This window comes from Streptomyces sp. NPDC059866 (assembly GCF_042731325.1).
GTDB classification, from domain to species: Bacteria; Actinomycetota; Actinomycetes; order Streptomycetales; family Streptomycetaceae; genus Streptomyces; species Streptomyces flavusporus.
In genome coordinates this window covers 1-22,168 of sequence record NZ_JBHWJT010000046.1, presented here as the reverse complement: position 1 = coordinate 22,168, position 22,168 = coordinate 1, and the positions used below count along the sequence as shown (strand labels likewise).

Sequence of the window (22,168 nt, the reverse complement as noted above, 5' to 3'; positions counted from 1 at the left end):
CTGCGGTTAGGGTGCTCCTGTCCGACGTAGAACAGGAGCACCCATGCCGCAGATCACCGTCGACTACTCCGCGCAGCTCGCGGACGACTTCGACCGGCCCGCCTTCGCGCGGGCCCTGCACACCACGGTGGTCGAGATCGCGGCCGCGAAGCCGCCGGCGTGCAAGACGCAGTTCCGGCGGACCGAGGACACCACGGTCGGGGAGGACACCCAGGGGCACGCGGTCGTCCATGTGACGCTGGGGCTGCTGGCCGGCCGCACGGACGAGACCAAGGTCCGGCTCACCGAGGCCGTACTCGACCTGCTGCGCCGGCACATCAAGCCCGCCGACGGCCTCGCACTGCACGCGTCCGCCGAGGTACGCGACCTCGACCCGTCGTACCGGAAGTTCGGCCTCCAGGACAGGCCCTAGGACGCCAGCAAGACCAGCCGGGCCACCAGGTCGCCGAACGGACCGTCGCCCGGCTCGTCCTTGAGGGCGCGGCGCACCAGCGTCGCCAGCTCCTCGTCGTGGGCGGCGCCGACGGCGGCCAGTGCGGCGAAGTCGTGCACGAGCTGCACCTCCAGCTCGGCGCGCGGGACGCGCCGGCCGTCCAGCCAGATCAGCGCCGTCGACTCGGCGAGCGAGATCCAGGAGCGGACGACCAGTTCCAGCCGCGCGGGCGCCGGCTCCTCGACGCCGAGATGCGCAACGATCTGGTCATACGCGGCCTGCCGTACGGCATCGATGAGCGCGTTCGTCGTCGAGGAGCCAACCGCCGGGCCGCCGCGCATCAACGCCGAGAAACCGGGGCCGTGCTGGTCGACGAAGTCGAAGAACCGGCGCATCACGCGCAGCAGCCGCGCCCCCCGCGGACCCTCGTGCGGCTCCACGAACCGGCCCGCCAGATCGTCCGCCGCACGCCTCAACGCGGCCTCGTACAGGCTGAGTTTGCCGGGGAAGTAGTGGTAGACCAGCGGGCGTGAGATGCCCGCGGCCGACGCTATCTCGTCGATGGAGACCTCATCCGGAGAGCGGCGGCTGAACAGTTCGAGGGCGACGCCGATCAGCTGCTGCCGCCGCTCCTCGACACCCATCCTGCGGCGAACCCCGGTAGACATACGAACACCTTACCGATCGGATCCAGCCTCGATCGGACAGGACCGACCAGGGGTGTTCATATGCGTCCGGCTAGCGCAGGCCGCTGATCGACCGCCCGTCCGTCAGGGTCGCCTTCAGCTCGGCCTGAGTGCCCTTCTTGGCGGGTACGGCCAACAGGTTGCCCTGCGCGGTCTGTTCCACCCCGCCGGTCGTGCTGATCGACGCGGTGTCGCGGCTGCCGGCGGCCAGGAGATACCAGGAACCCGCCTCGGACTTCCACAGCACACCCGCCAGCACATGGGGATCGCGCGCCCCGCACGCCGGTACGTTCTCGGCCTTCGCGGCGACCGCCCCGTACGTCCCGCCCGGCGTGTGGAACTGCGCCAGCGCCCGCTCGCCGCCGCCCCGCCAGGTCTCCGCGCGCGTGCACACCCACGCCGCCGTGCCGCTCGCGTCGGGCAGCGGCTGCTCGGCGTACTGCCAGGCGTTCACCGACCGCACCCCCTGGCCGCGCACCGCGAACAGCGAACAGCCGAACGGCGCCCAGGTGCGCAGCGACTCCGCCCCGGCCGCGTCGTGCGTCCTGCCCGGCCGCCCGGTGGTGAGGCGGGCCGGCACCAGCTCGCCCAGGTCCGTCATCAGCCGCGTACCGGAGTCGTCGGTGATCTGCAGGACGTTCCACGACGCGCAGGAGCCGGCCTTGGTCGCGGGGCTGGCCAGCGGCGAGGTGATCCCGTCGGTGATCGTGAGGTCCATCGCGCCGGAGCTCGGCTCCAGCAGGTCCCGCTCGGCCACCTTCGTCACCCAGGGCGCCGTCAGATAGCGGACGTTGCCGTCGGTGCGGTCCAGGACCACGGCGTTCGCCTCGGCCCCGGTGGCGCCGTCGGTGCGGGCGAAGTCGAGGGCGGCGCCGGCAGTGCCGTCCTTCGGCTCGGCGTAGCGGGCGATGCGCAGACCGTCGTGGAGGAGCACCACGCGCGCGTTGTCGACGTTCCCCGCGTACAGCAGCTGGGGCGGGCCGGCCGGGCCGCCGGACGGGGTGCCGGGGGTGGCCGAGACCTGGACGGTCTCGCCGGGGCGTGCCCAGACGGCGAGTGCGCGACGCAGCAGCGCCCGGTCACCGGTGAGGTCGCCGCGCGCGGGCCAGACGGAGAAGTCCGTGCGGGCGGAGGACCGCCAGGCGGTGGGGGAGACCTTCGTCAGCCTGCTGGGGTCGAGGGCCGCCTCGGCCGCCGGGTTCTGCGCGTACGACGGGGCCGCGGGACCGTCGGGGCCCCAGCCGTCGCCGGGCAGGCCGAGCAGCGCCCCGCTCACGGCGAGGGCCGCCGCCGCGGCGAGCGCGGCCTTCGTGCGCTGGCGGCGCCGCATCAGGTCGGTGGGCCGGGCGTGGAGCAGGCAGGGGTCGAACTCGGGGGAGTCGAGCAGTGCGTACTGCGCGGGTACGGCGTCGGCCTCGCCCAGCGCCGCCTCCGTGTCGTCGACGCCGGCGGCCGTCAGCACCCGGTGCACCTCGGGGTCGGCCAACTGCTCCAGGCCGCGCAGGACGTAGGCGGCGCGGGCGGGGGCGGACAGGGCGGACAGCCGCTGGTCCAGGGCCAGTTCGTCGGCGCCGCCGGAGCGCGGGAAGAGCTTGAGACCCCACACCTGGGGGAGCAGTGGCGGCAGCTGGGAGCGCTTGGGCCACGCCTTGCGCCGCAGCGGCAGGGCGGCCTCCAGCGCCGTCCGCAGGACCTGGAGGCGGACGAAGGCGTAGCCCGGGTCGCCGTCCCGGCCCTGGCTTGTGGACTGGCCTGCGGACTGGCCCGTGGACTGGGCCGGGATCACGGCGGCCGAGGCCCGGCCGCGTGGCAGGGCGCGCTGGGTGAGGGAGTGTGCGGTCAGGACGCGCCGGTTGCGGCCCAGGCTCGGTGGCAGTACCAGATAGGCGAGGCGGACGAGTCGCGGATAGTGCTCGACGAGCGCGGCCTCGGCCTGTTCGACGTCGACCACCGGGTCGGTGGGGGCGGCTGGTGCGGAGCTCTGGCGCTGGGCGACATCCTGTGACTGCACGTTCAGCAGAACGAGCGAATCGACGGTTGGTCACCGCCACCCGGTGCGTCAGTCCCGGGGCTCGACCAGGGCGCGGGCGTAGTTCGCCATCGACCGCTGGTAGCGCGGCAGATGGGGCGCGAGGGCGCCCAGGACGAGGGACAGGCCCTCGCGATCACGCCCGAGACCCGACAGGCACAGGGCGAGCGTGGCCCGTACCGCATCGTCCAACTCGTCGGAGGGCGCGTCCAGTTCGGGCGTCAGCAGCTTGACGCCCTCCTCCGGCTGCCCGATGTTCCTGAGCGAGCTGGACAGCTGGATCTTCGCCCGGCGGCCACGGTAGCCGTCGAGCCCGCGCGCCAGCGCCTCCCGGTACAGAGGGACCGCCCTGTCCGAGTGACCCGTCGAGTCCCAGGCGCAGGCCTGCTCGAACGGCCCGAGGGGACTGCCCTCGGGCAGTTCGCGACGAGCGCGTCGATCACGGCGCGGAAGTCGGCCGCTCGGTCGTCGGCGTAGTCGTCGAAGGTGGCCCAGACGGCGGCCGCTCGGTCTTCCCGGTTCTGGTTCACCGGCTCACCTTCGCACAGCCGTACGCGTGGAGGTATCGGTTTGAGTGCTGAGCGGGCCGCAGCCGTATCGAACTGAGGCGCATGTGTGCCTGCTCCAAGACCGGACCGGAGGAACAGATGAGGTTGACCCGACCGATGCTCGCCCTGGGCGGCGCCGTGGCGGTGCTGGCGCTGGCGGGCTGTGGCTCCGACGGCGACCAGGCGGCCGTACCGGAGACGGCGACCGGCAGCCTGGAGCACCTCGCCGCCGAGGTGAAGTGCGAGCCGAACATGACGACGGACGCCGACGAGATCCGCCAGGCCGTCTGCAAGAACACCGACGGCAGGTTCGTCCTCGCGACCTTCGCCACCGACCGCGGCCAGCGCGAGTGGCTGAACGGGGCGAAGGACTACGGCGGCTACTACCTCGTCGGCCGCAAGTGGGTCGCCGTCGGCGAGGAGAAGACGGTCACGGCGCTGCAGGGCCGGCTCGGCGGGACCATGGAGGAGGGGTCCGCGCACATGAATCCCGGTGGCAGTCACAACAGCGGCAGCCACAACGGCTGAGCGCGCAAGTCCGGACGCAGACGAAAGCCGGCGGTGGGAAATCCCACCGCCGGCTTCCTACCGGGTCAGGACTACTGGCAGTCCTCGCCGTTGTTGATGCAGTCGACCATCTCGTTCATCAGGTCCTCGTCGAAGAAGTTGATGAAGTCGTTGTGGTCGGTGATCGGCTTGTGCAGCTGCTCCGGGAAGGAGTCCACCGCGAACGCGTTTGCCACCTGTCCGTTCTCGATCTGCGGGGCCGGGACGTCGTAGACCAGCCGGACCTGCAGCTGGGGGATGGCCTGGAAACCGTTCGAGCAGGTGCCGTCCGCCTCCACGAAGTCCACGTGGGTGCGGTGGTTGGCGCTGTCGATGTTCTGGCCGTCCCAGCAGCTCTGGAAGTTGGACGTCCGCACCACGCTGCTGCCCTCGGGGCAGATCGGGTACTTGTCCGTCACCTGCCGGTCCTCGAAGCCGGTGCAGCTCCAGGACGTGTTGGCGTTGTTCAGGCCGTTGGTGAAGGACTTGGCGTCACCGGTGATGATGCGCAGGGCCGTCGGCATCGCGACGACATCGCTGGTGCGGTTGCCGACGAACTTCAGCTCGGCCTCGCTGGCCTCGAGGATCGTGCCGACGTTGCCGTCCTGGCCGCCACCGGGGTTGTTCTGGTCGAAGTCCTGCGAACCGTCCTGCAGACGCAGCACCGGCCAGAAGTACGACGACTTGTCCCCCTGGTTCTGGCAGCTGGTGTCGCCGTTCGCCAGGTCCTCGTCGCTCGCGAAGGCGTTGTTGGCCTGGTTGCCGACGTAGTCGTGCACGTGCTGCGCACCGTTGCTCACGCCGGGGGCGACAATCACGTTGTCCGAGTTGTGGTTGTTGTTCGGGTTGGTGCCACAGCTCGTGGTGAAACTGCCCGTCGAACCGGAGTCGCCGTTCGCTGCCAGACCGTTCGGCAGGTTGCGGGAGCCCGGCTGGACGTCCTCGATGTTGATGAAGTCGTCGGCCACCGGGCCGTTGCCGGCCTGACCGCCGTTGCCCTGGTCCTGACCGTCCCCCTGGTCCTGACCGCCGTCCTGGCCGTCGCCCTGGTCCTGACCGTCGTTGTCCTGGTCCTGGCCGTCGTTGTTCTGGTCCTCGCCGTCACCGTCGTTGGGCTCGGGCTGTTCGGCCGGGACGCCCTGGCACTGGGCGAACTGGTCGAGCTCCTGCGGAGCCTTACCGCCCGCCCGGTTGATGTTGATGTTGATCCGGTCGAGGGTGGCCACCCGCTTGGACTTCAGTGGGCCGAGGATGGCGTTGTCGACGTAACTGGCGTCCCCCGCCTGGGCCTGACGCGTCTCCGCGAGACGCGTGTAGGCATCCGTGATCTGCCTGTCGAGCAGCGCCAGCTCCTCGGCGACGCCCTGGCGCGCACCCTCCGGCACGTCCGTCAGCTTCTGGCCGACGTCCGGGCAGTTGATCGTCGCGACCTGGGCGTTCGTGGACTTCGTCTGGTTCCACCCAGACTCGTCCTCATGTGCCGAGGCATAGAAGTTGGCCCATACCAGCCCGCCCCCACCGAGCGCTAGGGCCGCCGATGCGGCTATGGCCTTGGTGGCCAGCGGCGTACGGCGTTTTCTTGTGTTGCGTCCCATGGAACTCCTCTGACTTCCTTGCGGGGCAGCATCGAGGCGCCCGACAGGAGTGAAGCGGCTCCCTTCCATACGGGGGTCGTCCCACCGGTGTTCAGACGGATCAGAAATTGATGAGAGATTCGCGAGACAATTCAGACCCAACTACCCCAGGAATACCGGGAGTTGTGGTGATCTCACATGAAGTGGTCGAGCCGGGTGGTGGATTTCGTGGAGTTTCAGCGCCCCCGGTCCGGACGGCCGGTCGCGAGGACCTTCGCCTCCACCTCCGGATCGAGGCCCACCGGCGGCCGGTCCGGACGCTGCGGGGCGGCCCCGCCGAGGTCCTGCAGCCAGCTCCAGGTGTCGGCCACGGTCTCCGTGACCGGCCGGCAGCGCAGCCCCGTCGCCAGCGCCCTGGACACGTCCGCGCCGTGCAGGGCGTCGTGCAGCTCGCTCCCCGGCGGCACCCACACCGGCAACTGGCTCCACGGCTCGATGCCCGCCTCCAGCACCACCTCGGGGTCGGTCCAGCGCAGCTCGGCCGCCGCGCCGGTCACCTGTACGCAGGCGTCGAGCAGCTCGCCCGTCGTGGTGAGGCCCCGGGGGCCGATCAGGTTGTACGGCCCGCTGAGCTCCTGCTCCACCCCGTCCAGGATCCACTCGGCGAGATCGCGGACGTCGATGTACTGGAGGGGCAGCTCCTGGGGGCCCGGCGCCAGCACGGGGCCGCCCCTGGCGATCCGGGTCAGCCACCAGGGGAGCCGGCCGACGTTCTCGTACGGCCCGAGCAGCAGCCCGGCCCGCACCAGCAGCGAGCGCTCCGCACCGAAGGCCTCGACGGCGGCCAGCTCGGCGCCGCGCTTGTCGCGGGCGTAGTCCGTGTGGCCGGCGTCGGGGTCGGCGCCCTCGACCAGGGGCGCGTCCTCGGTGTAGCCGGCGGGCGGGGCCCAGGCGTACACCGAGCAGCTCGACACGTACACATACCGCCCGACGCGGTCCCGCAGCAGCCGCGCCGCGTCCCGCACCGCGAACGGCGCCGCCGACCAGGTGTCGACCACGGCGTCCCACGCACCGTCCGCGAGGGCGGCGAGCCCGTCGGGCGCGGTGCGGTCACCGTGCAGCGACCGCACCCCGGCCGGGGCCGTGTGCCGCCCCCGGTGGAACACGGTCGCGTCCCAGCCGCGCCCGAGCGCCGCCTCCACGACGGCCCGTCCCACGAACTCCGTACCACCCAGCATCAGCAGTCTCATGCCGGTGACTGTGCCTGGGGGAGCGGCGGGGCGGAACCGGGTTCTGCCGACAGCAGACGGTCAGGTGATGCCGGCAGCGGCCGTCAGAGGTCCGCGACCGGCAGCCGGCCGGCGGTCAACTCCCGGTCGGCGGGGCGTACTTGTAGCCGACGCGGCGGATCGTGAGGATCGCCTGCCGGTGCTCGGGGCCCAGCTTGCGGCGCAGTCGGGCGATGTGGACGTCGACGGTGCGGCCGTCGCCCACATGGCCGTAGCCCCACACCGTGGTGACCAGCTGGTCGCGGGTGTGCACCCGGTGCGGGTGCGCCACCAGGTGAGCGAGCAGCTCGAACTCCAGGTACGTGAGGTCGAGCTCCCGCCCGGCCACCTCGGCGGTGCGCTGCAGGGCGTCGATACGGATGGGCGGCTCGGTGTCGGTGGTGGTGTCGAGGGCGTCCGGCTGCGGCTCGGCGGCCACCGCCACCGGCAGGAACGGCGGCTGCTGATCGGCCGGCACGAGCACCAGGTAGCCGACCATGGGCGGGCGGTCCGGCAGGTTGGGCAGGGTGTGCTGCGGAGCGGGCAGCCAGGTGGCACCCGGCGGCAGGAACTCCGCGACATCGAGCACCTCGTCCCTCTCGACGGCACGCAGTCGGTGCCGCGGGCTGCCGGGAGCAGGAGCGGTGTGCAGGGAACGGGACGGGGAAGCAGGGGTGGTCGCCATGCGAGGTCAGCTCTTTCGCGCGAGAAGTCCGACGGGGACATACGTCGTGTCGCGCTGGCCGAAGGCCGGTGTGTACGGCGTCAGCGGGCCGGCGCGGTCAGCGCGCGGCAACACAGCCGGTCGAAGTCGTGGTGCTGACGGGAAGGCCAGAAGGGCTCGAGGTCCTGGCGACCCGTCGCGGAGTGCTTCTGGAAGCTGGCCATGGCCCCATTGAAGCAGACACCGCCCTGGACCGGACCCCTTCTCTCACTGCGTGGACACGAGCCGTTCGCAACGGGAAGGGGCGCCCACCACGAGGGTGGACGCCCCTTCCGACGAGCGGGACGGATCAGACCTGGCCGGCCTTCTCCAGGGCCGAGCAGCAGGTGTCCACCAGCAGGCGGGTCACCACGTACGGGTCGACGTTGGCGTTCGGGCGGCGGTCCTCGATGTAGCCCTTGCCGTCCTTCTCGACCTGCCACGGGATACGGACCGAGGCACCGCGGTTGGAGACGCCGTAGGAGTACTTGTCCCACGGGGCGGTCTCGTGCAGGCCGGTCAGACGGTCGTCGATGCCGGCGCCGTAGTTCTTGACGTGGTCGAGCGGCTTGGAGCCCTCACCGAGCGACTCGCAGGCGGTGATGATCGCGTCGTAGCCCTCACGCATCGCCTTGGTGGAGAAGTTGGTGTGCGCGCCGGCGCCGTTCCAGTCGCCCTTGACCGGCTTGGGGTCGAGGGTGGCGGAGACACCGAAGTCCTCGGCGGTGCGGTAGAGCAGCCAGCGGGCCACCCACAGCTGGTCGGAGACCTCCAGCGGGGCCAGCGGGCCGACCTGGAACTCCCACTGGCCGGGCATGACCTCGGCGTTGATGCCGGACAGGCCCAGGCCCGCCTTCAGACAGTTCTCCAGGTGGGCCTCGACGATGTCACGGCCGAAGATCTCGTCGGCGCCGACACCGCAGTAGTAGCCGCCCTGCGGGGCCGGGAAGCCGCCCTCGGGGAAGCCGAGCGGGCGGGAGCCGTCGAAGAAGGTGTACTCCTGCTCGATGCCGAAGATCGGCTCCTGCGCGGCGAACTTCTCCGCGACCTCGACCAGCGCGGCACGCGTGTTGGAGGAGTGCGGGGTCATGTCCGTGTTGAGGACCTCGCACAGCACCAGGATGTCGTCGCCGCCGCGGATCGGGTCGGGGCAGGAGAAGACCGGCTTCAGTACACAGTCCGAGGCGTGGCCCTCGGCCTGGTTGGTGGAGGACCCGTCGAAGCCCCAGATCGGCAGCTCGGCACCCTTGGCGTCGTCGGCCATGATCTTCGTCTTGGAACGAAGCTTGGCCGTCGGCTCGGTGCCGTCGATCCAGATGTACTCAGCCTTGAAGGTCACGGGCCACATCCTTCGGGGGTGGGTCTGGGCGCGTTTGCGGGTGCTGCGGCGCTGCGGCACTGGGGCGCCGCGCTTGTTTGCCCGGCAGCCTGTCAACGGGCGATTTCCCGATCATTGCCCGTTTGTGAACCCCGTGTTACCTGGTGGTGCTGTGGCGTGGTTCACGCTGTGAGGGCGGGCCGGAAGCGCAGGACCTGCGGAAACGCGCGGTGCGCGGAGGGGTGGGGACCGGTCGGGCGGCTCGTATGCGATGGGGCGAGGGGGCGCGCCGGGCGCGTGATGCTCCGTCCGGCGCCGGACGTGCCGGTCCTGCTGCTCCTGGCCGGGAGCAGCAGGACCGATGACACGTACGACGCGGCGGCCGGGGCGGGCCTGACCGCCGCATCAGTGTTCTCCTCGGCGGTCGAGCCTCACCCCACCTTCTCGATCACGGCCCGGCGGATCAGGAACTTGCCGGGCTCCCGGACCTGTTCGAAGGCCGCGTTGTTCAGCAGGACACAGCTGCCGGAGACCGAAGTGACCTCCACGGTCGTGGACTTGTTGTTGTCCAGGTTGGTGACCTTCAGCTTCGTACCCGCCGGGAACTGGTTGCTGGACGCGGCCGGGGCACCGCCCTCGCCGGACAGCGTGACGGTGGAGCCGTTGCAGACCTGCTCGCCGGAGGCGGCGGCGCCGTCGCCCGGGGCGGCGGGCTCGGACGGCTCGGCCGGCTGCGCGGCCTGCCCCCCGCCGGCCCCTGCCTGCTGGTCGTTCTGCCCGCCCGGCTGTGCGGCTTGGGAGCCCTGAGCCGACTCCCCCACCTCACAGCCGGAGGCCTCCTGCTGGCGCTGGATCTGCGCGATGACCGCCTCGCGGTTGGCGATCCGGGCCTCCGACTGCGCGTCCGGATTGGCCCGTTGGCCCTCGATGAACCGCTGGTTGTTGCCGAGTGCGGTGGCGAGTCCCTGGCAGACACTCGACTCGGACGCGGACTGCGCGGCGTTCGAGGTGCTCGCCATGACGAAGGCACCACCGCCCGCCACCGTCGCCGCGCTCACCAGCAGCGCGATCTTCTTCTTCGTACTGAGAGTTCTCCTGCGCGACATGCGCGCCTCCTGGGAGGTAGGGGAGCGTACGCCGCTATGTACGAGATCCCGAACGAGGTTACTCAGCGGTTACAGGAGTACGTTGAAGTAACGTATGTCACACGGGAGTTGTCTGCGAGGCCACGCCGACCGTGCTAGTGGGACAGGGCCTCGCGTACGGCCTCGTCGGTGCGGGCGACCACCGCCGTGCCGTCGTCCGCGGTGATGATGGGCCGTTGGATCAGCTTGGGGTGCTCGGCGAGCGCCGTGACCCACCGGTCGCGCGAGGCGGCGTCCCGTGGCCAGTCCTTGAGGCCGAGTTCCTTGGCCACGGCCTCCTGGGTGCGGGTGATGTCCCACGGTTCGAGACCGAGCCGGCTCAGTACGTCGCGGATCTCGTCCTCGGTCGGTACGTCCTCCAGATAGCGGCGGACGGTGTAGTCGGCGCCCTCGGCGTCGAGCAGTTTGACGGCGCTGCGGCACTTGGAGCAGGCGGGGTTGATCCAGATTTCCATGCGGGCACGGTACGCCGCCGCGATCGCCTCGCACGACCTCCCTGAGGCCAGGGTCGCAACGACGGGCTCTGTTCGAATGTGCCGTCGTCTCACAGACACCTCGCAGATCGTGTGTGACACGGCAGAAACCCCTTGCTCACCTGGACGTTTGGCAGGTTCGCCGACTCCCCGGATGTCAGTGGCGGCCAGTAGACTGGAAGCAGTGTTCGAGAGTGTCGCCGGAGTGTCCGGGCGGCGCTCTGACCGCGACAGGAGGATGCCTGTGCCCGCTGCCGCACTGAAGCCGAAGCCGACCCAGTCCACCGCCAACCGTCCCGTGCTGCTCGACCGGCCGTACGTGCCCGTGGAGAAGCGGCCGCTGCCGCCGGGGCGTCCGCGCGAGTGGTACATCACGCACAACCGCCGGCTCAAGGCCATGCGCCTTGCGATCGCCCTGCTCGACTCGGGCGTGTACGTGCCGAACCAGGCCCGCAACGAGACGATACGAAACACTGCGGAACTCATCGGCGTCCACCCGCCGTCGGACACGACGTGCCACATGGTGCGGGCGTTGCTGCGGTACACGCGCTGAGTGGTGGCGCCGGGTGCCGTGCTGTTGTGCGGTGCCCGGCGCCGGCGTTGCCGGAATGCGCCGCCTGCGCCTCCCGGCCCACGCCCGCCCCGTCCAGTGCCCACCGGACGATCTCCTCGGGTGAACTCGCTCATGGCCCCCCTTCGCTCACGCCGGTCAGGCCGGGGGAGGCGTGCTCTCCGTCTTCGGTGTCCTGGCCGCCGCCAGGGCCTCACGCAGGTGATCCTCCTCGGTCTGGCTCAGTGACGTCTGCACCAACTGGCCGCCGTACGGGGCGATTTCCGGAATCACCTTGTCCCCGGCCGCCTGCTTGATCAGCGCGAACAGTGCTGCCGCGCCGGGGCGCAGATTCTGGCTGAGCTCCTTCATGAAGTTGTCGTTGATGCCCGTGTCCGTGACCGCGCCGCCGGCCGCTCCGGCCGCTGCGCCCACGGCTGCGCCGAGCAACGGCGCCAGGAAGAGCAGTCCGATCACACCGCCCCACAGGGCGCCACCGGCCGCGCCCGCCGCCGTGTGGCTCACGGCCTGGTGCAGCTTGATCTTTCCGTCCTCCCGCCGCTCGACGACCACCGCGTCCTCCAGCTCGACCAGATGCTGCTTGGACAGGTCGAACAGCTTCTGACGCACCTGCTCGGCGGTGGCGAGGTCGTTGTACGCGACGACGAAGAGATTGCTCATGCCGGACACCCCTTATTAACGTTTCGCCCCTTTTTCCCGACTTTATAGCCGTGCTGAGGGGCACGCAGTCGGAAGAAAAGGAGATGCGCCACCCCCACGTTCCGGTGCACTCTCGAGGCATCCCGATCCACCGCCCAGGGAGGCCCGTCATGGGCACCATCGTCATCTCCGGGACGGTCGTCCTGGTCGTCCTGGGATTCGGAAACCACCTCTACTGGCTCGCCGCCGTCGCCCTGCTCTTCGTGTACCTGCAGTACGGACGAGGCGCGTCCTCGACATCCTCGTCGGGCGGCGCGGCCCCGTCCGGGGCGGCGCCCGCGACGTACAAGGCGTACCGCGACCGCCGTGACCGGCAGGCCAGGTGGGAGCGTCGCTACCGTCGCGAGCGCCCCCTGGAGGCCCGCCGTCAGGCGCGCGAGAAGAGCAGGTGAGAGCGGGACCTGTCGTGACGGCGGCCCCGGGTCACAGCCCCGGGGCGCCCCACACCGGGAACCAGCGCCCCAGGTCCTGTTCGATCCGCAGGTCGTCGGCGAGGGCCGCTTTCACCTGGAGCTCGAGCGCGTTGTCGCGCCGCTGTCCCGCGCCGGGCAGCGGTGCGAACGGGTAGAAGGTGCCGCGCTTGTACAGGTAGACCAGCGCGAGCCGGCGGCCCGAGTCGTCCTGGAAGCCGGCCAGGGAGCACAGCAGCTGCGGGCCGAAGCCGTTGACCTCCATCGAGCTGTTCACCGCGTGCAGGTCGTTGACGAGCAACGGCAGCTCGTCGGGGCCGCGGCGGGAGACCAGCCAGGAGTAGCCGTAGGCGTCCCGTTCCAGCTCCACCGGGGACCCGGTGCGATCCGCGTCCGCGTCCAGCAGGGCCTGCACCTCGCGGTGCGTCTGCTCGAAGGCGCTGCCCTCGACCGTGGCGAAACACACCGCGCCGTGCCCGGTCGGCGTGAAGGAGGTCGCGGCCTGCAGGGTGACGGCCGCCGAGGGCAGCGCGAACAGCTGGTCGAGATCGGGTGCGACCGGCTTCGTACGACCGAGCAGGATGTCCAGCAGCCCCATCCTCAGCCGCCCTTCCCGGGCGCCGCCGCCTCACCCAACTCCCCGGAGATCCGCCCCAGCTGCTCCAGCCGCTGCTCCAGGGTCGGGTGGGTGGAGAACAGCCGGCCGATGCTGGGCCCGGCGCCCAGGGCCGGCGTGAAGTAGAAGGCGTTGAAGGCCTGTGCCGTCCGCAGGTCCTTCGTCGGGATCCTGGCGATGTCGCCGGAGACCTTGGTGAGCGCGGACGCCAGCGCCGAGGGCCGTCCGGTCAGCAGCGCCGCCGCCCGGTCCGCCGCCAGTTCCCGGTACCGGGACAGGGCCCGGATCAGCAGGAAGCTGATCGCGTACACGGCCGCGGAGACGGCCATCACCGTCATGAAGACCACCGCCGTGTTCTGGTCCCGGCGCCCTCCGAACACCTGCGAGTAGAAGGCGAACCGCACGATCAACCCCGCGATCACGCCCAGGAAAGACGCAACCGTGATCACCGCGACGTCCTTGTGCGCCACGTGCGAGAGCTCGTGCGCGAGCACGCCCTCCAGCTCGGCCGGCTCCAGCCGGCGCAGCAGCCCGGTGGTCACACAGACCACTGCGTGATCGGCGTTGCGCCCGGTCGCGAACGCGTTCGGCATCTCCATGTCGGACACGGCGACCACCGGCTTGGGCATGTCGGCGACCGCGCACAGCCGGTCGACCACGCCGTGCAGTTCGGGATACTCGTCCCGCTCCACGATCCGGCCGCGCATCGCGTACAGCGCGATCCGGTCGGAGAACCAGTACTGCGCACCCAGCAGCGCCGCCGCGACCACCACGACCAGCACCCAGGACTTCAGCAGTGCGATCAACGCGGCGACGAACGCCACGTACAACAAGCCGAGCAGAAACAGCGTGACCGTCATCCGCACGGTCAACCGCGGGTCGCTCCGGAAGCGGCTGTGCATGGAACACCACCCTGCGTTCAGGCACTCGTCCCACTGCCCAGTGTGCACCCGCGTCGCCCCATGAAGCGGTCGTGATCAGCCCTGGGGCCGGCAAAGGCTTCCGGACAGGTTTTAGTACGGCGCGCGGAAGTTGATGTACCCCAGCAGAACGATCACCGCGACGACGCACCCCAGGACCACGGCCGTCGAAATCCATCCCGACCGGCGGGGCCGCACCGGGTCGGGGTCGCCCCGGAAGGGCACCGGCTCCGGCGGATTGTGCTTCCAGCGGGCGGCGAGCATCCGGGCCCGGGCGGAGGGCTCCTTGTGCTCGGCGTCGTTCGCCCACTTGTGGTCGAACTCGTGCTCCCAGTGATCCTTTTCCGGCATCCCCCGCTCCATACCTGTTCACTCCATGCCTCTTGTCATTCAAGATGCTGAGTGATCGAGGGAAGACTAGCCTTTAGGGGAAGGCCGCACCTGGGATTGCCTTCCGTCGGCGGGATTCCCGTGGAGACGCCGGCGGCTGAAAACGTACTCCTCGCACTCAGGCGGCAACACCGACGACCGCGCCGTACTACTACCGCTGCGGCCGCGGCCATCCGTCCGGCTCGTGCAATCACCGCACGATGGGATGGAAGGAAGGTATCTCCATGAACGCACCACGTGCTAGGCGTCTCCTCGCGCTGTCCGCCATCGGCGTACTGATGGCTGGTGGCGCCGCGATCGGCACAGCAGGTACGGCCTCGGCGGCCACCCCGGCCACCACAGCCGGCACTCCCACGAACTGGGGCCACTGTGACTGGTGGGGCGACTGCAACGGCTTCGGCGACCGCTTCGGCAACCGGTTCGACGACCGGTTCGGGTACTTCAACGGCTACGACCACTTCGACCGCTTCGACCGCTTCGGCGGCGGCCCCGTGGTGATCGTGGTGGGCTAGCGATTCCGCCGGACCGAAGGCACACGGCGAGGGCCGCCACCTGAAGCACTTCAGGTGGCGGCCCTCACCGCATCTCGGACGCCGAAGGCGCCGGCTTTCTCACACGTCGAAGTAGAGCTCGAACTCGTGCGGGTGCGGACGCAGCTGCAGCGGAGCGATCTCGTTCGTGCGCTTGAAGTCGATCCACGTCTCGATCAGGTCGGCGGTGAAGACGTCGCCCTGGAGGAGGAACTCGTGGTCGGCCTCGAGGGAGTCGAGGACGGCCGGGAGCGAGGTCGGGACCTGCGGAACGCCCGCGTGCTCCTCGGGAGCCAGCTCGTACAGGTCCTTGTCGATCGGCTCGGCCGGCTCGATCTTGTTCTTGATGCCGTCCAGGCCCGCGAGCAGCAGCGCGGAGAACGCCAGGTACGGGTTGCCGGAGGAGTCGGGCGCACGGAACTCGACGCGCTTGGCCTTCGGGTTGGAGCCGGTGATCGGGATACGCATCGCGGCGGAGCGGTTGCGCTGCGAGTACACCAGGTTCACCGGCGCCTCGAAGCCCGGCACCAGACGGTGGTAGGAGTTCACCGTCGGGTTGGTGAAGGCGAGCAGCGACGGAGCGTGCCTGAGGATGCCGCCGATGTAGTAGCGGGCGGTGTCCGACAGGCCGGCGTAGCCCTGCTCGTCGTAGAACAGCGGGTCACCGTTGCTCCACAGCGACTGGTGGACGTGCATGCCCGAGCCGTTGTCGCCGAAGATCGGCTTCGGCATGAAGGTCGCGGTCTTGCCGTTGCGCCAGGCGACGTTCTTCACGATGTACTTGAAGAGCTGGAGGTCGTCGGCGGCGGCGAGCAGCGTGTTGAACTTGTAGTTGATCTCGGCCTGGCCGGCGGTGCCCACCTCGTGGTGCTGGCGCTCGACCTGCAGGCCGGCGCGGTTCAGCTCCAGGGAGATCTCGGCACGCAGGTCGGCGAAGTGGTCGACCGGCGGGACCGGGAAGTAACCGCCCTTGTAGCGGACCTTGTAGCCGCGGTTGTCCTCCAGCGCACCGGTGTTCCAGGCGCCCGCCTCGGAGTCGATGTGGTAGAAGGACTCGTTCTCGGACGTCTTGAAGCGGACGCTGTCGAAGACGTAGAACTCGGCCTCCGGGCCGAAGTACGCGGTGTCGGCGATCCCGGTGGAGGCCAGGTACGCCTCGGCCTTCTTCGCCACGTTCCGCGGGTCACGGCTGTACTGCTCGCCGGTGATCGGGTCGTGGATGAAGAAGTTGATGTTGAGCGTCTTGTCGCGGCGGAACGGGTCGACGCGGGCGGTCGACAGGTCGGCGCGCAGCGCCATGTCGGACTCGTGAATGGCCTGGAAGCCGCGGATCGAGGATCCGTCGAAGGCGAGCTCGTCGTCCGGGTCGAACGCCTCGACGGGCACCGTGAAGTGCTGCATGACGCCCGGCAGGTCGCAGAAACGGACGTCGATGAACTTGACGTCCTCGTCCGCGATGAACTTCTTGGCCTCGTCGGCGTTCTGGAACATCCAGCTCCTCCTACTCCCGACCGTCCCGCCGGGGTGGTAGTTCGTTCGTGCGGCCAGTGCGGTGGCACACGCTGACCTCGACCCTAGGGATGCGTCATTTCTCGGGCGTGACCCATTTGTTTCGCAGAAGTTAACCGGCTCCGTTCCACGGTAGCGCGGAACGACCCCGCCGTGCCCCGGTCAAATCCGGGCGCAGTACCGTGGTCGGGTGGACAAGAGGCAAGCAATCGGATCATGGCTCTCCGGCCCGCGCGCGGCCATGGAGGAGGCGGGTGCCGACTTCGGTTACCGGGGCGAGCAGCTCGGACTGCCGGAGGAAGGGCCGGGCTCGATCGCCCGCCCCGGCCGGCGGCTCGGTGCACTGGCCGTCGACTGGGCCCTGTGCCTCTTGATCGCATACAGCTTGATCACGGACGGCTACGAGCAGGCGACCGGCAACTGGGCCCTGCTGATCTTCTTCGTGCTGGGCGTCCTGACCGTCGGCACGATCGGCTGCACCCCCGGCAAGCGCATCTTCGGCCTGCGCGTGGTCGCCCTCGACACAGGCACCGTCCACCCCGGCCGCGCCCTGCTGCGCACGGTCCTGCTGTGCGTGGCCCTCCCCGCGCTGATCTGGGACCGCGACGGCCGCGGCCTGCACGACCGGCTGGCGCGCACGGTCGAGGTCAGGATCTGACCTCCCGGATATCCAGACCCCCGCATACTCATGGGCCGGGCCCCGGAACCGCGAAGGTTCCGGGGCCCGGCCCGTTCATGATGTGAGCCGACGGCCTTACCGGGCCTTCGGCCCGCCGCCCCTCGGCATCCGCATGCCCTTGGGCATCGGACCCTTCGGCAGCGGCATGTTGCTCATCAGGTCGCCCATCGCCCGCAGCCGGTCGTTGGTCGCGGTGACCTGCGGCCCGGTCAGCACGCGCGGCAGCTTCATCATGGTCGTGCGCAGCTTCTTCAGCTCGACCGTGTCCTCGCCCGTGCCGACGATCAGGTCGTGCACCGGCACGTCCGCGACGACCCGGTTCATCTTCTTCTTCTCGGCGGCCAGCAGACTCTTCACCCGGTTCGGGTTGCCCTCGGCGACCAGCACGATGCCGGCCTTGCCGACGGCCCGGTGCACCACGTCCTGGCTGCGGTTCATCGCCACCGCGGGGGTCGTCGTCCACCCCCTGCCGATGTTGTCCAGCACGGCCGCGGCGGCGCCCGGCTGGCCCTCCATCTGCCCGAAGGCGGCCCGCTCGGCCCGGCGTCCGAAGACGATCGCCGTCGCGAGGAAGGCGAGCAGGAGGCCCAGGATGCCGAGATAGATGGGGTGACCGATCAGGAAACCGATCGCGAGGAAGACACCGAAGGTGACGATTCCTACTGCTGCGAGTACAAGACCGATCGTCTTGTCGGCCCTGCGGGTCATCTTGTAGGTCAGAGCGATCTGCTTCAGTCGCCCGGGGTTCGCAGCGTCCGCTGCAGTTTCCTTCCTCGCCATGCCACGAGTCTACGTGGCCCCCGGAGTGCCTTCGACGGCGGTGCGGGTTCAGGAACGGCCGGCGAGGACCTGCTCCACCACCCGCTGCGTCTCGACCCGGTCCTTGGCCCGGCGGCGGTCCTCCAGAACGGAGGTCCAGGCGTTGCGGCGGGCGGTGCGCTGGCCGCTGCTCATCAGCAGCGACTCGACGGCGCGCAGGGCGGTGGTGAAGGACGGGATCGCTGTGGCGCGAACGGGCGCGGCCTGCATGGTGGAGGTCCCCCCTCGGTACGGCTTCGGGGCCGGGTTTACGTGGCGTGAGTCCAGGGTCACTGATTGGTGTTACCAGGGCGTGACCGACCGGTCAAACACCAATGAAGCCTTGATGCGGGGGGTTGAAACGCTGACGCGGCCCTGACGTATGCCCCTATCTGCGAGGACGGTCAGGACCGCGTCGAATCGGTCACTACTCACGGGTAGCTGCTTGTGCGCGAATTCACACGATTGTCGTAACGGCCGCGGGGAGCGCCCGTGTGACGGTGGGTCAGACGGCCTGGGTGGCGACGTACGTACCACGCTTCTCGATCGCCATCTGGTAGAGGCGACCGGCGCGGTACGAGGAGCGGACCAGCGGGCCGGACATGACACCGGAGAAGCCGATCTGCTCGGCCTCCTCCTTCAGCTCCACGAACTCCTGCGGCTTGACCCAGCGCTCCACGGGGTGGTGGCGCACGGACGGGCGCAGGTACTGCGTGATGGTGACCAGCTCGCAGCCGGCGTCGTGCAGCTGCTGCAGCGCGTCGCTGACCTCCTCGCGGGTCTCGCCCATGCCGAGGATCAGGTTGGACTTGGTGACCAGGCCGTAGTCACGGGCCGCGGTGATGACCTTCAGGGAGCGGTCGTAGCGGAAGCCGGGGCGGATCCGCTTGAAGATCCGGGGCACCGTCTCGACGTTGTGCGCGAAGACCTCGGGGCGCGAGGAGAAGACCTCCTCGAGCTGCTCCGGGACCGCGTTGAAGTCGGGGGCGAGCAGCTCGACCTTGGTCCGGCCGGCCTCGCGGTGCGCGGTCTGCTGGTGGATCTGGCGCACGGTCTCGGCGTACAGCCAGGCGCCGCCGTCCGCCAGGTCGTCGCGGGCGACGCCGGTGATGGTGGCGTAGTTCAGGTCCATGGTGACCACGGACTCGCCGACACGGCGGGGCTCGTCGCGGTCGAGCGCCTCGGGCTTGCCGGTGTCGATCTGACAGAAGTCGCAGCGCCGGGTGCACTGGTCGCCGCCGATGAGGAACGTGGCCTCGCGGTCCTCCCAGCACTCGTAGATGTTGGGGCAGCCGGCTTCCTGGCAGACCGTGTGCAGGCCCTCGCTCTTCACGAGGTTCTGCATCTTCGTGTACTCGGGACCCATTTTCGCCCGGGTCTTGATCCACTCGGGCTTGCGCTCGATGGGGGTCTGGCTGTTGCGGACCTCCAGGCGCAGCATCTTGCGTCCGTCGGGTGCGACTGCGGACACGTCGGCTCCCTGTAGCTTCGATTCTTCGGCGTACACCAGGGTACGCCCGTGCAGTTTTCGGTCCTGCGTGGTGGGCAACCTGCGGAGGTCGGGGCGCATTCCCGGCGTTGTGTGGTTGCCCGGTGCTGCGGTGGGGGGCAAAGCTCGCCCGCGCTTGCGGGGTGCCCGCAGCTACGTGAGGGCTGCGGCTATGCCGACGCCCGCTCGATCTCGCGTGGCTTCAGGTCGGCGTTTTCCAGTACGTCTCTCAGGTGCCGTTCCACCACCGGCAGCACCTCCTCGATCGTCACGTCGCGGCCCAGTTCGTTCGCGAGGGAGGCGACTCCCGCGTCCCGGATGCCGCACGGGATGATCTTGTCGAACCACTTGTTGTCCGGGTTCACGTTCAGCGCGAAGCCGTGCATCGTGACGCCCTTGGCGACGCGGATGCCGATCGCCGCGATCTTGCGGTCCTCGCGGCGCTGGCCCGCGTTGGAGGGGGCGTACTCCGGGCCGTTCAGGCGGGGGTCGAACTCCTCGTCCTGCAGGCGGGGGTCGAAGTCGAGGGAGAGCCCGCCGAGGGCCGGGCGCTGCTCCACCGGGTCGCCCAGAACCCACACCCCGCTGCGGCCCTCGACCCGGGTGGTCTCCAGGCCGAACTCCGTGCAGGTGCGGATCAGCGCCTCTTCCAGGCGCCGTACGTGGGCCACCACGTCCACCGGGCGCGGCAGCTTCTGGATCGGGTAGCCCACCAGCTGGCCCGGACCGTGCCAGGTGATCTTGCCGCCGCGGTCCACGTCGATGACCGGCGTGCCGTCCAGGGGGCGCTCGTTGTCCGCCGTGCGCCGGCCCGCGGTGTAGACCGGCGGGTGCTCCAGCAGCAGCACGGTGTCGGGGATCTCGTCGGCGAACCGTGCCGCGTGCACCCGGCGCTGTTCGTCCCACGCCTCCTGGTACTCGACGGCGTCCGCACCGAATCCCATCCGGACGAACCGCAACTCACTCACGGCAAGCGCCTCCCTAGAAGGTCGTAAGGCATGAAACGCGCCTACGCCACTGTACGACTGCTCCGAGCGCGTCAGCCCCGCGGGCAATCCTCACACGATCGGATGAATGAACGTGGAAGTGTGCGATCGGCTGCTCACTCTCCGCTACATTCGCGCCGTTCACGAGGCCATAAGGGCTGCTCACAGGCAATCCGGGCACCGCAGGGCCTCTGCGAGGCCCGAAAGGCAGGAGACCGCACCGCAGATGACGGAACGACCCGCGCAGCGCACTCCCAACCGCCAGCTCGCCGCGCTCATCGCAGAAGCGGGATTCTCCAACGCAGGTCTGGCCCGTCGTGTGGACCAGCTCGGCCTCGAACACGGCCTCGATCTGAGATACGACAAGACCTCCGTCACCCGCTGGCTGCGCGGACAGCAGCCCAGAGGGGCGACCCCGGCCCTCATCGCCGAGGTGTTCACCCGGCGGCTCGGGCGCCGGCTCACCGCGCAGGACCTGGGCCTGGACGCCTGCGCCCCGGTCTACGCCGGCCTGGAGTTCGCGGCCGGCCCCGAGGAGGCCGTCGACATCGTCAGCGGACTGTGGCGCAAGGACTCCGGCAGCCATGCCGAGCTGCGCAAGATCGCGTTCACCGCGGCCGGGCTCGTCGTACCCAGCCGGGACTGGCTGATCGGGCGGGCCGACGAGAAGGTGGCCCGCGGCGAGCTGCTCACCCGGGTGCCCCCGCAGGGCCGCCCTGCGGTGCCCCGGCAGCGCGGCCAGTCCGAACGCGCCTCCGGCCATCGGGTCACCGCCGGTGACATCGCCGCGCTGCGCTCGGTCGGCGAGCTGTTCCGCACCCTCGACAACGCCTACGGCGGCGGCCACGCCCGCCAGGCCCTCGTGCGCTACCTGGAGCACGAGTGCGAGCCGATGCTGCGCGGCACCTACGGCGAGCAGACCGGCCGTCACCTGTTCGCCGCCGCCGCCGACCTCACTCGGCTGGCCGGCTGGACGTCGTACGACATCGCCGCGCACGGCCTCGCCCAGCGCTACTTCGTGCAGGCGCTGCGGCTCGCGCAGGCGGCCGGGGAGCGGGCGTACGGCAGTTACGTGCTGGCCACCATGAGCCGGCAGGCCGTGTACCTCGGCCACGGGCGCGAGGCGGTGCAGCTGGCACGCGTGGCGCAGCAGGGGGTGGGCAGTTCCGCCCCGCCCGTCGTCCAGGCTCTGCTGCACGCCGCCGAGGCGCGCGGGCACGGGGTGCTGGGGGAGGTCCGGGCCTGTACCGCCGCGCTCGTCCGGGCCGAGCGCAGCCTGGAAGCCGCCCGGACCGGGGACGAGGTGCCGCACTGGGCGCGGTTCTTCGACGAGGCCCAGCTCGCCGACGAGTTCGGGCACTGCCACCGGGACCTGCAGCAGTTCCGTGCCGCCGCGCAGCACGCCGAGCGCTCCCTGCAGCTGCGCGCCCCCGGCTTCGCCCGCAGCCGCCTCTTCTGCCGGGTCGTCCTCGCCACCGCCCGCCTCGGCCTCGGCGAACTCGACCAGGCCTGCGCGCTGGCCGCCGAGGCGGCGGGCCAGGCCGCGGAGATGCGCTCGGTGCGGGCGGTGGAGTACGTCAGGGACTTCGAGCGACGGCTGGAGCCGTACAAGGACGCAGCGCCGGTACGGACGTACCGGGACAAGGTGGCGGCCCTGAGCTGAGCCCACGGGGCGGGGTCACCACCGTGGACCGGGGCTCACGCCGCCCGAGGCGTCGGCGCCGGCTCCGCCGCCTGCATCGACCCCGCCCCCAGGTCCGCCAGAATCGCCGCCGACGCCCGTCGCCCGGAGTGCAGCGCACCCTGGACGCTGCTGGTGTCCCGGTGGTCGCCGCACACGTACAGGCC

The 22,168-nt window shown here is 70.2% G+C and carries 25 protein-coding genes and 1 pseudogene; 7 read left to right on the top strand and 19 right to left on the bottom strand.

The genetic code is table 11. The features are described from left to right. Positions 1–43: 43 nt before the first annotated feature. Positions 44–412 (top strand): 5-carboxymethyl-2-hydroxymuconate Delta-isomerase, encoded by a 369-nt coding sequence (locus ACFV7R_RS40900; RefSeq protein ID WP_385273928.1) that lies wholly within the window; start codon positions 44–46, stop codon positions 410–412. Here ACFV7R_RS40900 and ACFV7R_RS40895 read toward each other — a convergent pair. The 3 genes and pseudogenes from ACFV7R_RS40895 to ACFV7R_RS40885 form a co-directional block, all read right to left on the bottom strand. Further along, positions 409–1,101 carry a TetR/AcrR family transcriptional regulator gene (locus ACFV7R_RS40895; RefSeq protein WP_385273925.1) on the bottom strand — a complete coding sequence of 231 codons (693 nt, stop codon included), beginning with the start codon at positions 1,099–1,101 and terminating at the stop codon, positions 409–411. The two genes, ACFV7R_RS40900 and ACFV7R_RS40895, sit on opposite strands and share 4 nt — an antisense overlap. Before the next feature lie 70 nt (positions 1,102–1,171). Beyond that, entirely contained in the window at positions 1,172–3,130 is a 1,959-nt protein-coding gene (locus ACFV7R_RS40890) for a hypothetical protein (protein WP_385273922.1), read from the bottom strand. A gap of 48 nt (positions 3,131–3,178) precedes the next feature. Then, positions 3,179–3,696 (bottom strand): annotated as a pseudogene (locus tag ACFV7R_RS40885) (tetratricopeptide repeat protein). A gap of 99 nt (positions 3,697–3,795) precedes the next feature. Here ACFV7R_RS40885 and ACFV7R_RS40880 point away from each other — a divergent pair. Continuing rightward, positions 3,796–4,224, top strand: coding sequence for a hypothetical protein (locus tag ACFV7R_RS40880; protein WP_385273919.1), 429 nt, complete (start codon positions 3,796–3,798; stop codon positions 4,222–4,224). A 71-nt stretch (positions 4,225–4,295) separates the two neighbouring features. On the opposite strand, the gene ACFV7R_RS40875 is transcribed toward ACFV7R_RS40880, so the two are convergent. The 6 genes from ACFV7R_RS40875 to ACFV7R_RS40850 all read right to left on the bottom strand — a co-directional run bounded on the left by ACFV7R_RS40875 (position 4,296) and on the right by ACFV7R_RS40850 (position 10,705). Next, positions 4,296–5,837, bottom strand: coding sequence for a DUF1996 domain-containing protein (locus tag ACFV7R_RS40875; RefSeq protein ID WP_385273916.1), 1,542 nt, complete (start codon positions 5,835–5,837; stop codon positions 4,296–4,298). A gap of 215 nt (positions 5,838–6,052) precedes the next feature. Further along, positions 6,053–7,066, bottom strand: a complete 1,014-nt coding sequence (locus ACFV7R_RS40870) for an SDR family oxidoreductase (RefSeq protein WP_385273913.1) — start codon at positions 7,064–7,066, stop codon at positions 6,053–6,055. 115 nt (positions 7,067–7,181) lie between these two features. Further along, positions 7,182–7,769: a winged helix-turn-helix domain-containing protein gene (locus ACFV7R_RS40865; protein ID WP_385273910.1), complete on the bottom strand. Its 588-nt coding sequence runs from the start codon at positions 7,767–7,769 to the stop codon at positions 7,182–7,184. Between the two features lie 328 nt (positions 7,770–8,097). Next, on the bottom strand, positions 8,098–9,126 hold the full coding sequence (glnII, locus tag ACFV7R_RS40860; RefSeq protein WP_385273907.1) for a glutamine synthetase: 1,029 nt from the start codon (positions 9,124–9,126) through the stop codon (positions 8,098–8,100). 410 nt (positions 9,127–9,536) lie between these two features. Further along, on the bottom strand, positions 9,537–10,211 hold the full coding sequence (locus ACFV7R_RS40855; protein WP_385273904.1) for a hypothetical protein: 675 nt from the start codon (positions 10,209–10,211) through the stop codon (positions 9,537–9,539). A gap of 134 nt (positions 10,212–10,345) precedes the next feature. Further along, positions 10,346–10,705 carry an arsenate reductase family protein gene (locus ACFV7R_RS40850; protein WP_129800727.1) on the bottom strand — a complete coding sequence of 120 codons (360 nt, stop codon included), beginning with the start codon at positions 10,703–10,705 and terminating at the stop codon, positions 10,346–10,348. Between the two features lie 262 nt (positions 10,706–10,967). On the opposite strand from ACFV7R_RS40850, the gene ACFV7R_RS40845 reads away from it, so the two are divergent. After that, positions 10,968–11,276, top strand: a complete 309-nt coding sequence (locus tag ACFV7R_RS40845; RefSeq protein WP_385273902.1) for a hypothetical protein — start codon at positions 10,968–10,970, stop codon at positions 11,274–11,276. Positions 11,277–11,432: 156 nt separating this feature from the next. Here the strand turns inward: ACFV7R_RS40845 and ACFV7R_RS40840 are convergent, their stop codons facing one another. Continuing rightward, on the bottom strand, positions 11,433–11,954 hold the full coding sequence (locus ACFV7R_RS40840) for a DUF1269 domain-containing protein (protein WP_385273899.1): 522 nt from the start codon (positions 11,952–11,954) through the stop codon (positions 11,433–11,435). A gap of 149 nt (positions 11,955–12,103) precedes the next feature. Here ACFV7R_RS40840 and ACFV7R_RS40835 point away from each other — a divergent pair, with 149 nt between their 5' ends. Then, positions 12,104–12,385: a hypothetical protein gene (locus ACFV7R_RS40835; RefSeq protein WP_385273896.1), complete on the top strand. Its 282-nt coding sequence runs from the start codon at positions 12,104–12,106 to the stop codon at positions 12,383–12,385. Positions 12,386–12,416: 31 nt separating this feature from the next. Here ACFV7R_RS40835 and ACFV7R_RS40830 read toward each other — a convergent pair whose 3' ends face one another. The 3 genes from ACFV7R_RS40830 to ACFV7R_RS40820 form a co-directional block, all read right to left on the bottom strand. Continuing rightward, positions 12,417–13,001 (bottom strand): hypothetical protein, encoded by a 585-nt coding sequence (locus ACFV7R_RS40830; protein ID WP_385273893.1) that lies wholly within the window; start codon positions 12,999–13,001, stop codon positions 12,417–12,419. 2 nt (positions 13,002–13,003) lie between these two features. After that, on the bottom strand, positions 13,004–13,921 hold the full coding sequence (gene htpX, locus ACFV7R_RS40825; protein ID WP_385273890.1) for a zinc metalloprotease HtpX: 918 nt from the start codon (positions 13,919–13,921) through the stop codon (positions 13,004–13,006). Positions 13,922–14,032: 111 nt separating this feature from the next. Continuing rightward, positions 14,033–14,290: a hypothetical protein gene (locus ACFV7R_RS40820; protein WP_385273887.1), complete on the bottom strand. Its 258-nt coding sequence runs from the start codon at positions 14,288–14,290 to the stop codon at positions 14,033–14,035. A 263-nt stretch (positions 14,291–14,553) separates the two neighbouring features. On the opposite strand from ACFV7R_RS40820, the gene ACFV7R_RS40815 reads away from it, so the two are divergent. After that, complete coding sequence (locus ACFV7R_RS40815) at positions 14,554–14,841, top strand: hypothetical protein (RefSeq protein WP_385273884.1); 288 nt, start codon at positions 14,554–14,556, stop codon at positions 14,839–14,841. A gap of 99 nt (positions 14,842–14,940) precedes the next feature. Here the strand turns inward: ACFV7R_RS40815 and glnA are convergent, their stop codons facing one another. Beyond that, the gene (gene glnA / locus ACFV7R_RS40810) at positions 14,941–16,350 is read right to left on the bottom strand and encodes a type I glutamate--ammonia ligase (protein WP_129800718.1); all 1,410 of its coding nucleotides are present in this window, start codon (positions 16,348–16,350) and stop codon (positions 14,941–14,943) included. A 208-nt stretch (positions 16,351–16,558) separates the two neighbouring features. Between glnA and ACFV7R_RS40805 the strand changes: the two genes are divergently transcribed. After that, positions 16,559–17,026, top strand: a complete 468-nt coding sequence (locus tag ACFV7R_RS40805) for an RDD family protein (RefSeq protein ID WP_385273880.1) — start codon at positions 16,559–16,561, stop codon at positions 17,024–17,026. Positions 17,027–17,122: 96 nt separating this feature from the next. Here the strand turns inward: ACFV7R_RS40805 and ACFV7R_RS40800 are convergent, their stop codons facing one another. The 4 genes from ACFV7R_RS40800 to lipB all read right to left on the bottom strand — a co-directional run bounded on the left by ACFV7R_RS40800 (position 17,123) and on the right by lipB (position 20,302). Next, positions 17,123–17,827 carry a DUF4191 domain-containing protein gene (locus ACFV7R_RS40800; RefSeq protein ID WP_385273877.1) on the bottom strand — a complete coding sequence of 235 codons (705 nt, stop codon included), beginning with the start codon at positions 17,825–17,827 and terminating at the stop codon, positions 17,123–17,125. A 48-nt stretch (positions 17,828–17,875) separates the two neighbouring features. Further along, positions 17,876–18,076: a hypothetical protein gene (locus tag ACFV7R_RS40795; RefSeq protein ID WP_129800715.1), complete on the bottom strand. Its 201-nt coding sequence runs from the start codon at positions 18,074–18,076 to the stop codon at positions 17,876–17,878. A 274-nt stretch (positions 18,077–18,350) separates the two neighbouring features. Next, positions 18,351–19,316 (bottom strand): lipoyl synthase, encoded by a 966-nt coding sequence (gene lipA / locus ACFV7R_RS40790; RefSeq protein WP_129800714.1) that lies wholly within the window; start codon positions 19,314–19,316, stop codon positions 18,351–18,353. A 188-nt stretch (positions 19,317–19,504) separates the two neighbouring features. After that, positions 19,505–20,302: a lipoyl(octanoyl) transferase LipB gene (lipB, locus tag ACFV7R_RS40785; RefSeq protein WP_129802985.1), complete on the bottom strand. Its 798-nt coding sequence runs from the start codon at positions 20,300–20,302 to the stop codon at positions 19,505–19,507. Positions 20,303–20,546: 244 nt separating this feature from the next. Between lipB and ACFV7R_RS40780 the strand changes: the two genes are divergently transcribed. Next, a complete protein-coding gene (locus ACFV7R_RS40780; protein WP_385273872.1) occupies positions 20,547–21,983 on the top strand; it encodes a regulator in 1,437 nt (478 codons plus the stop codon). A 35-nt stretch (positions 21,984–22,018) separates the two neighbouring features. On the opposite strand, the gene ACFV7R_RS40775 is transcribed toward ACFV7R_RS40780, so the two are convergent. Then, the coding region (locus tag ACFV7R_RS40775; RefSeq protein WP_385273987.1) for an FAD-dependent oxidoreductase at positions 22,019–22,168 on the bottom strand (150 nt) is incomplete at its 5' end.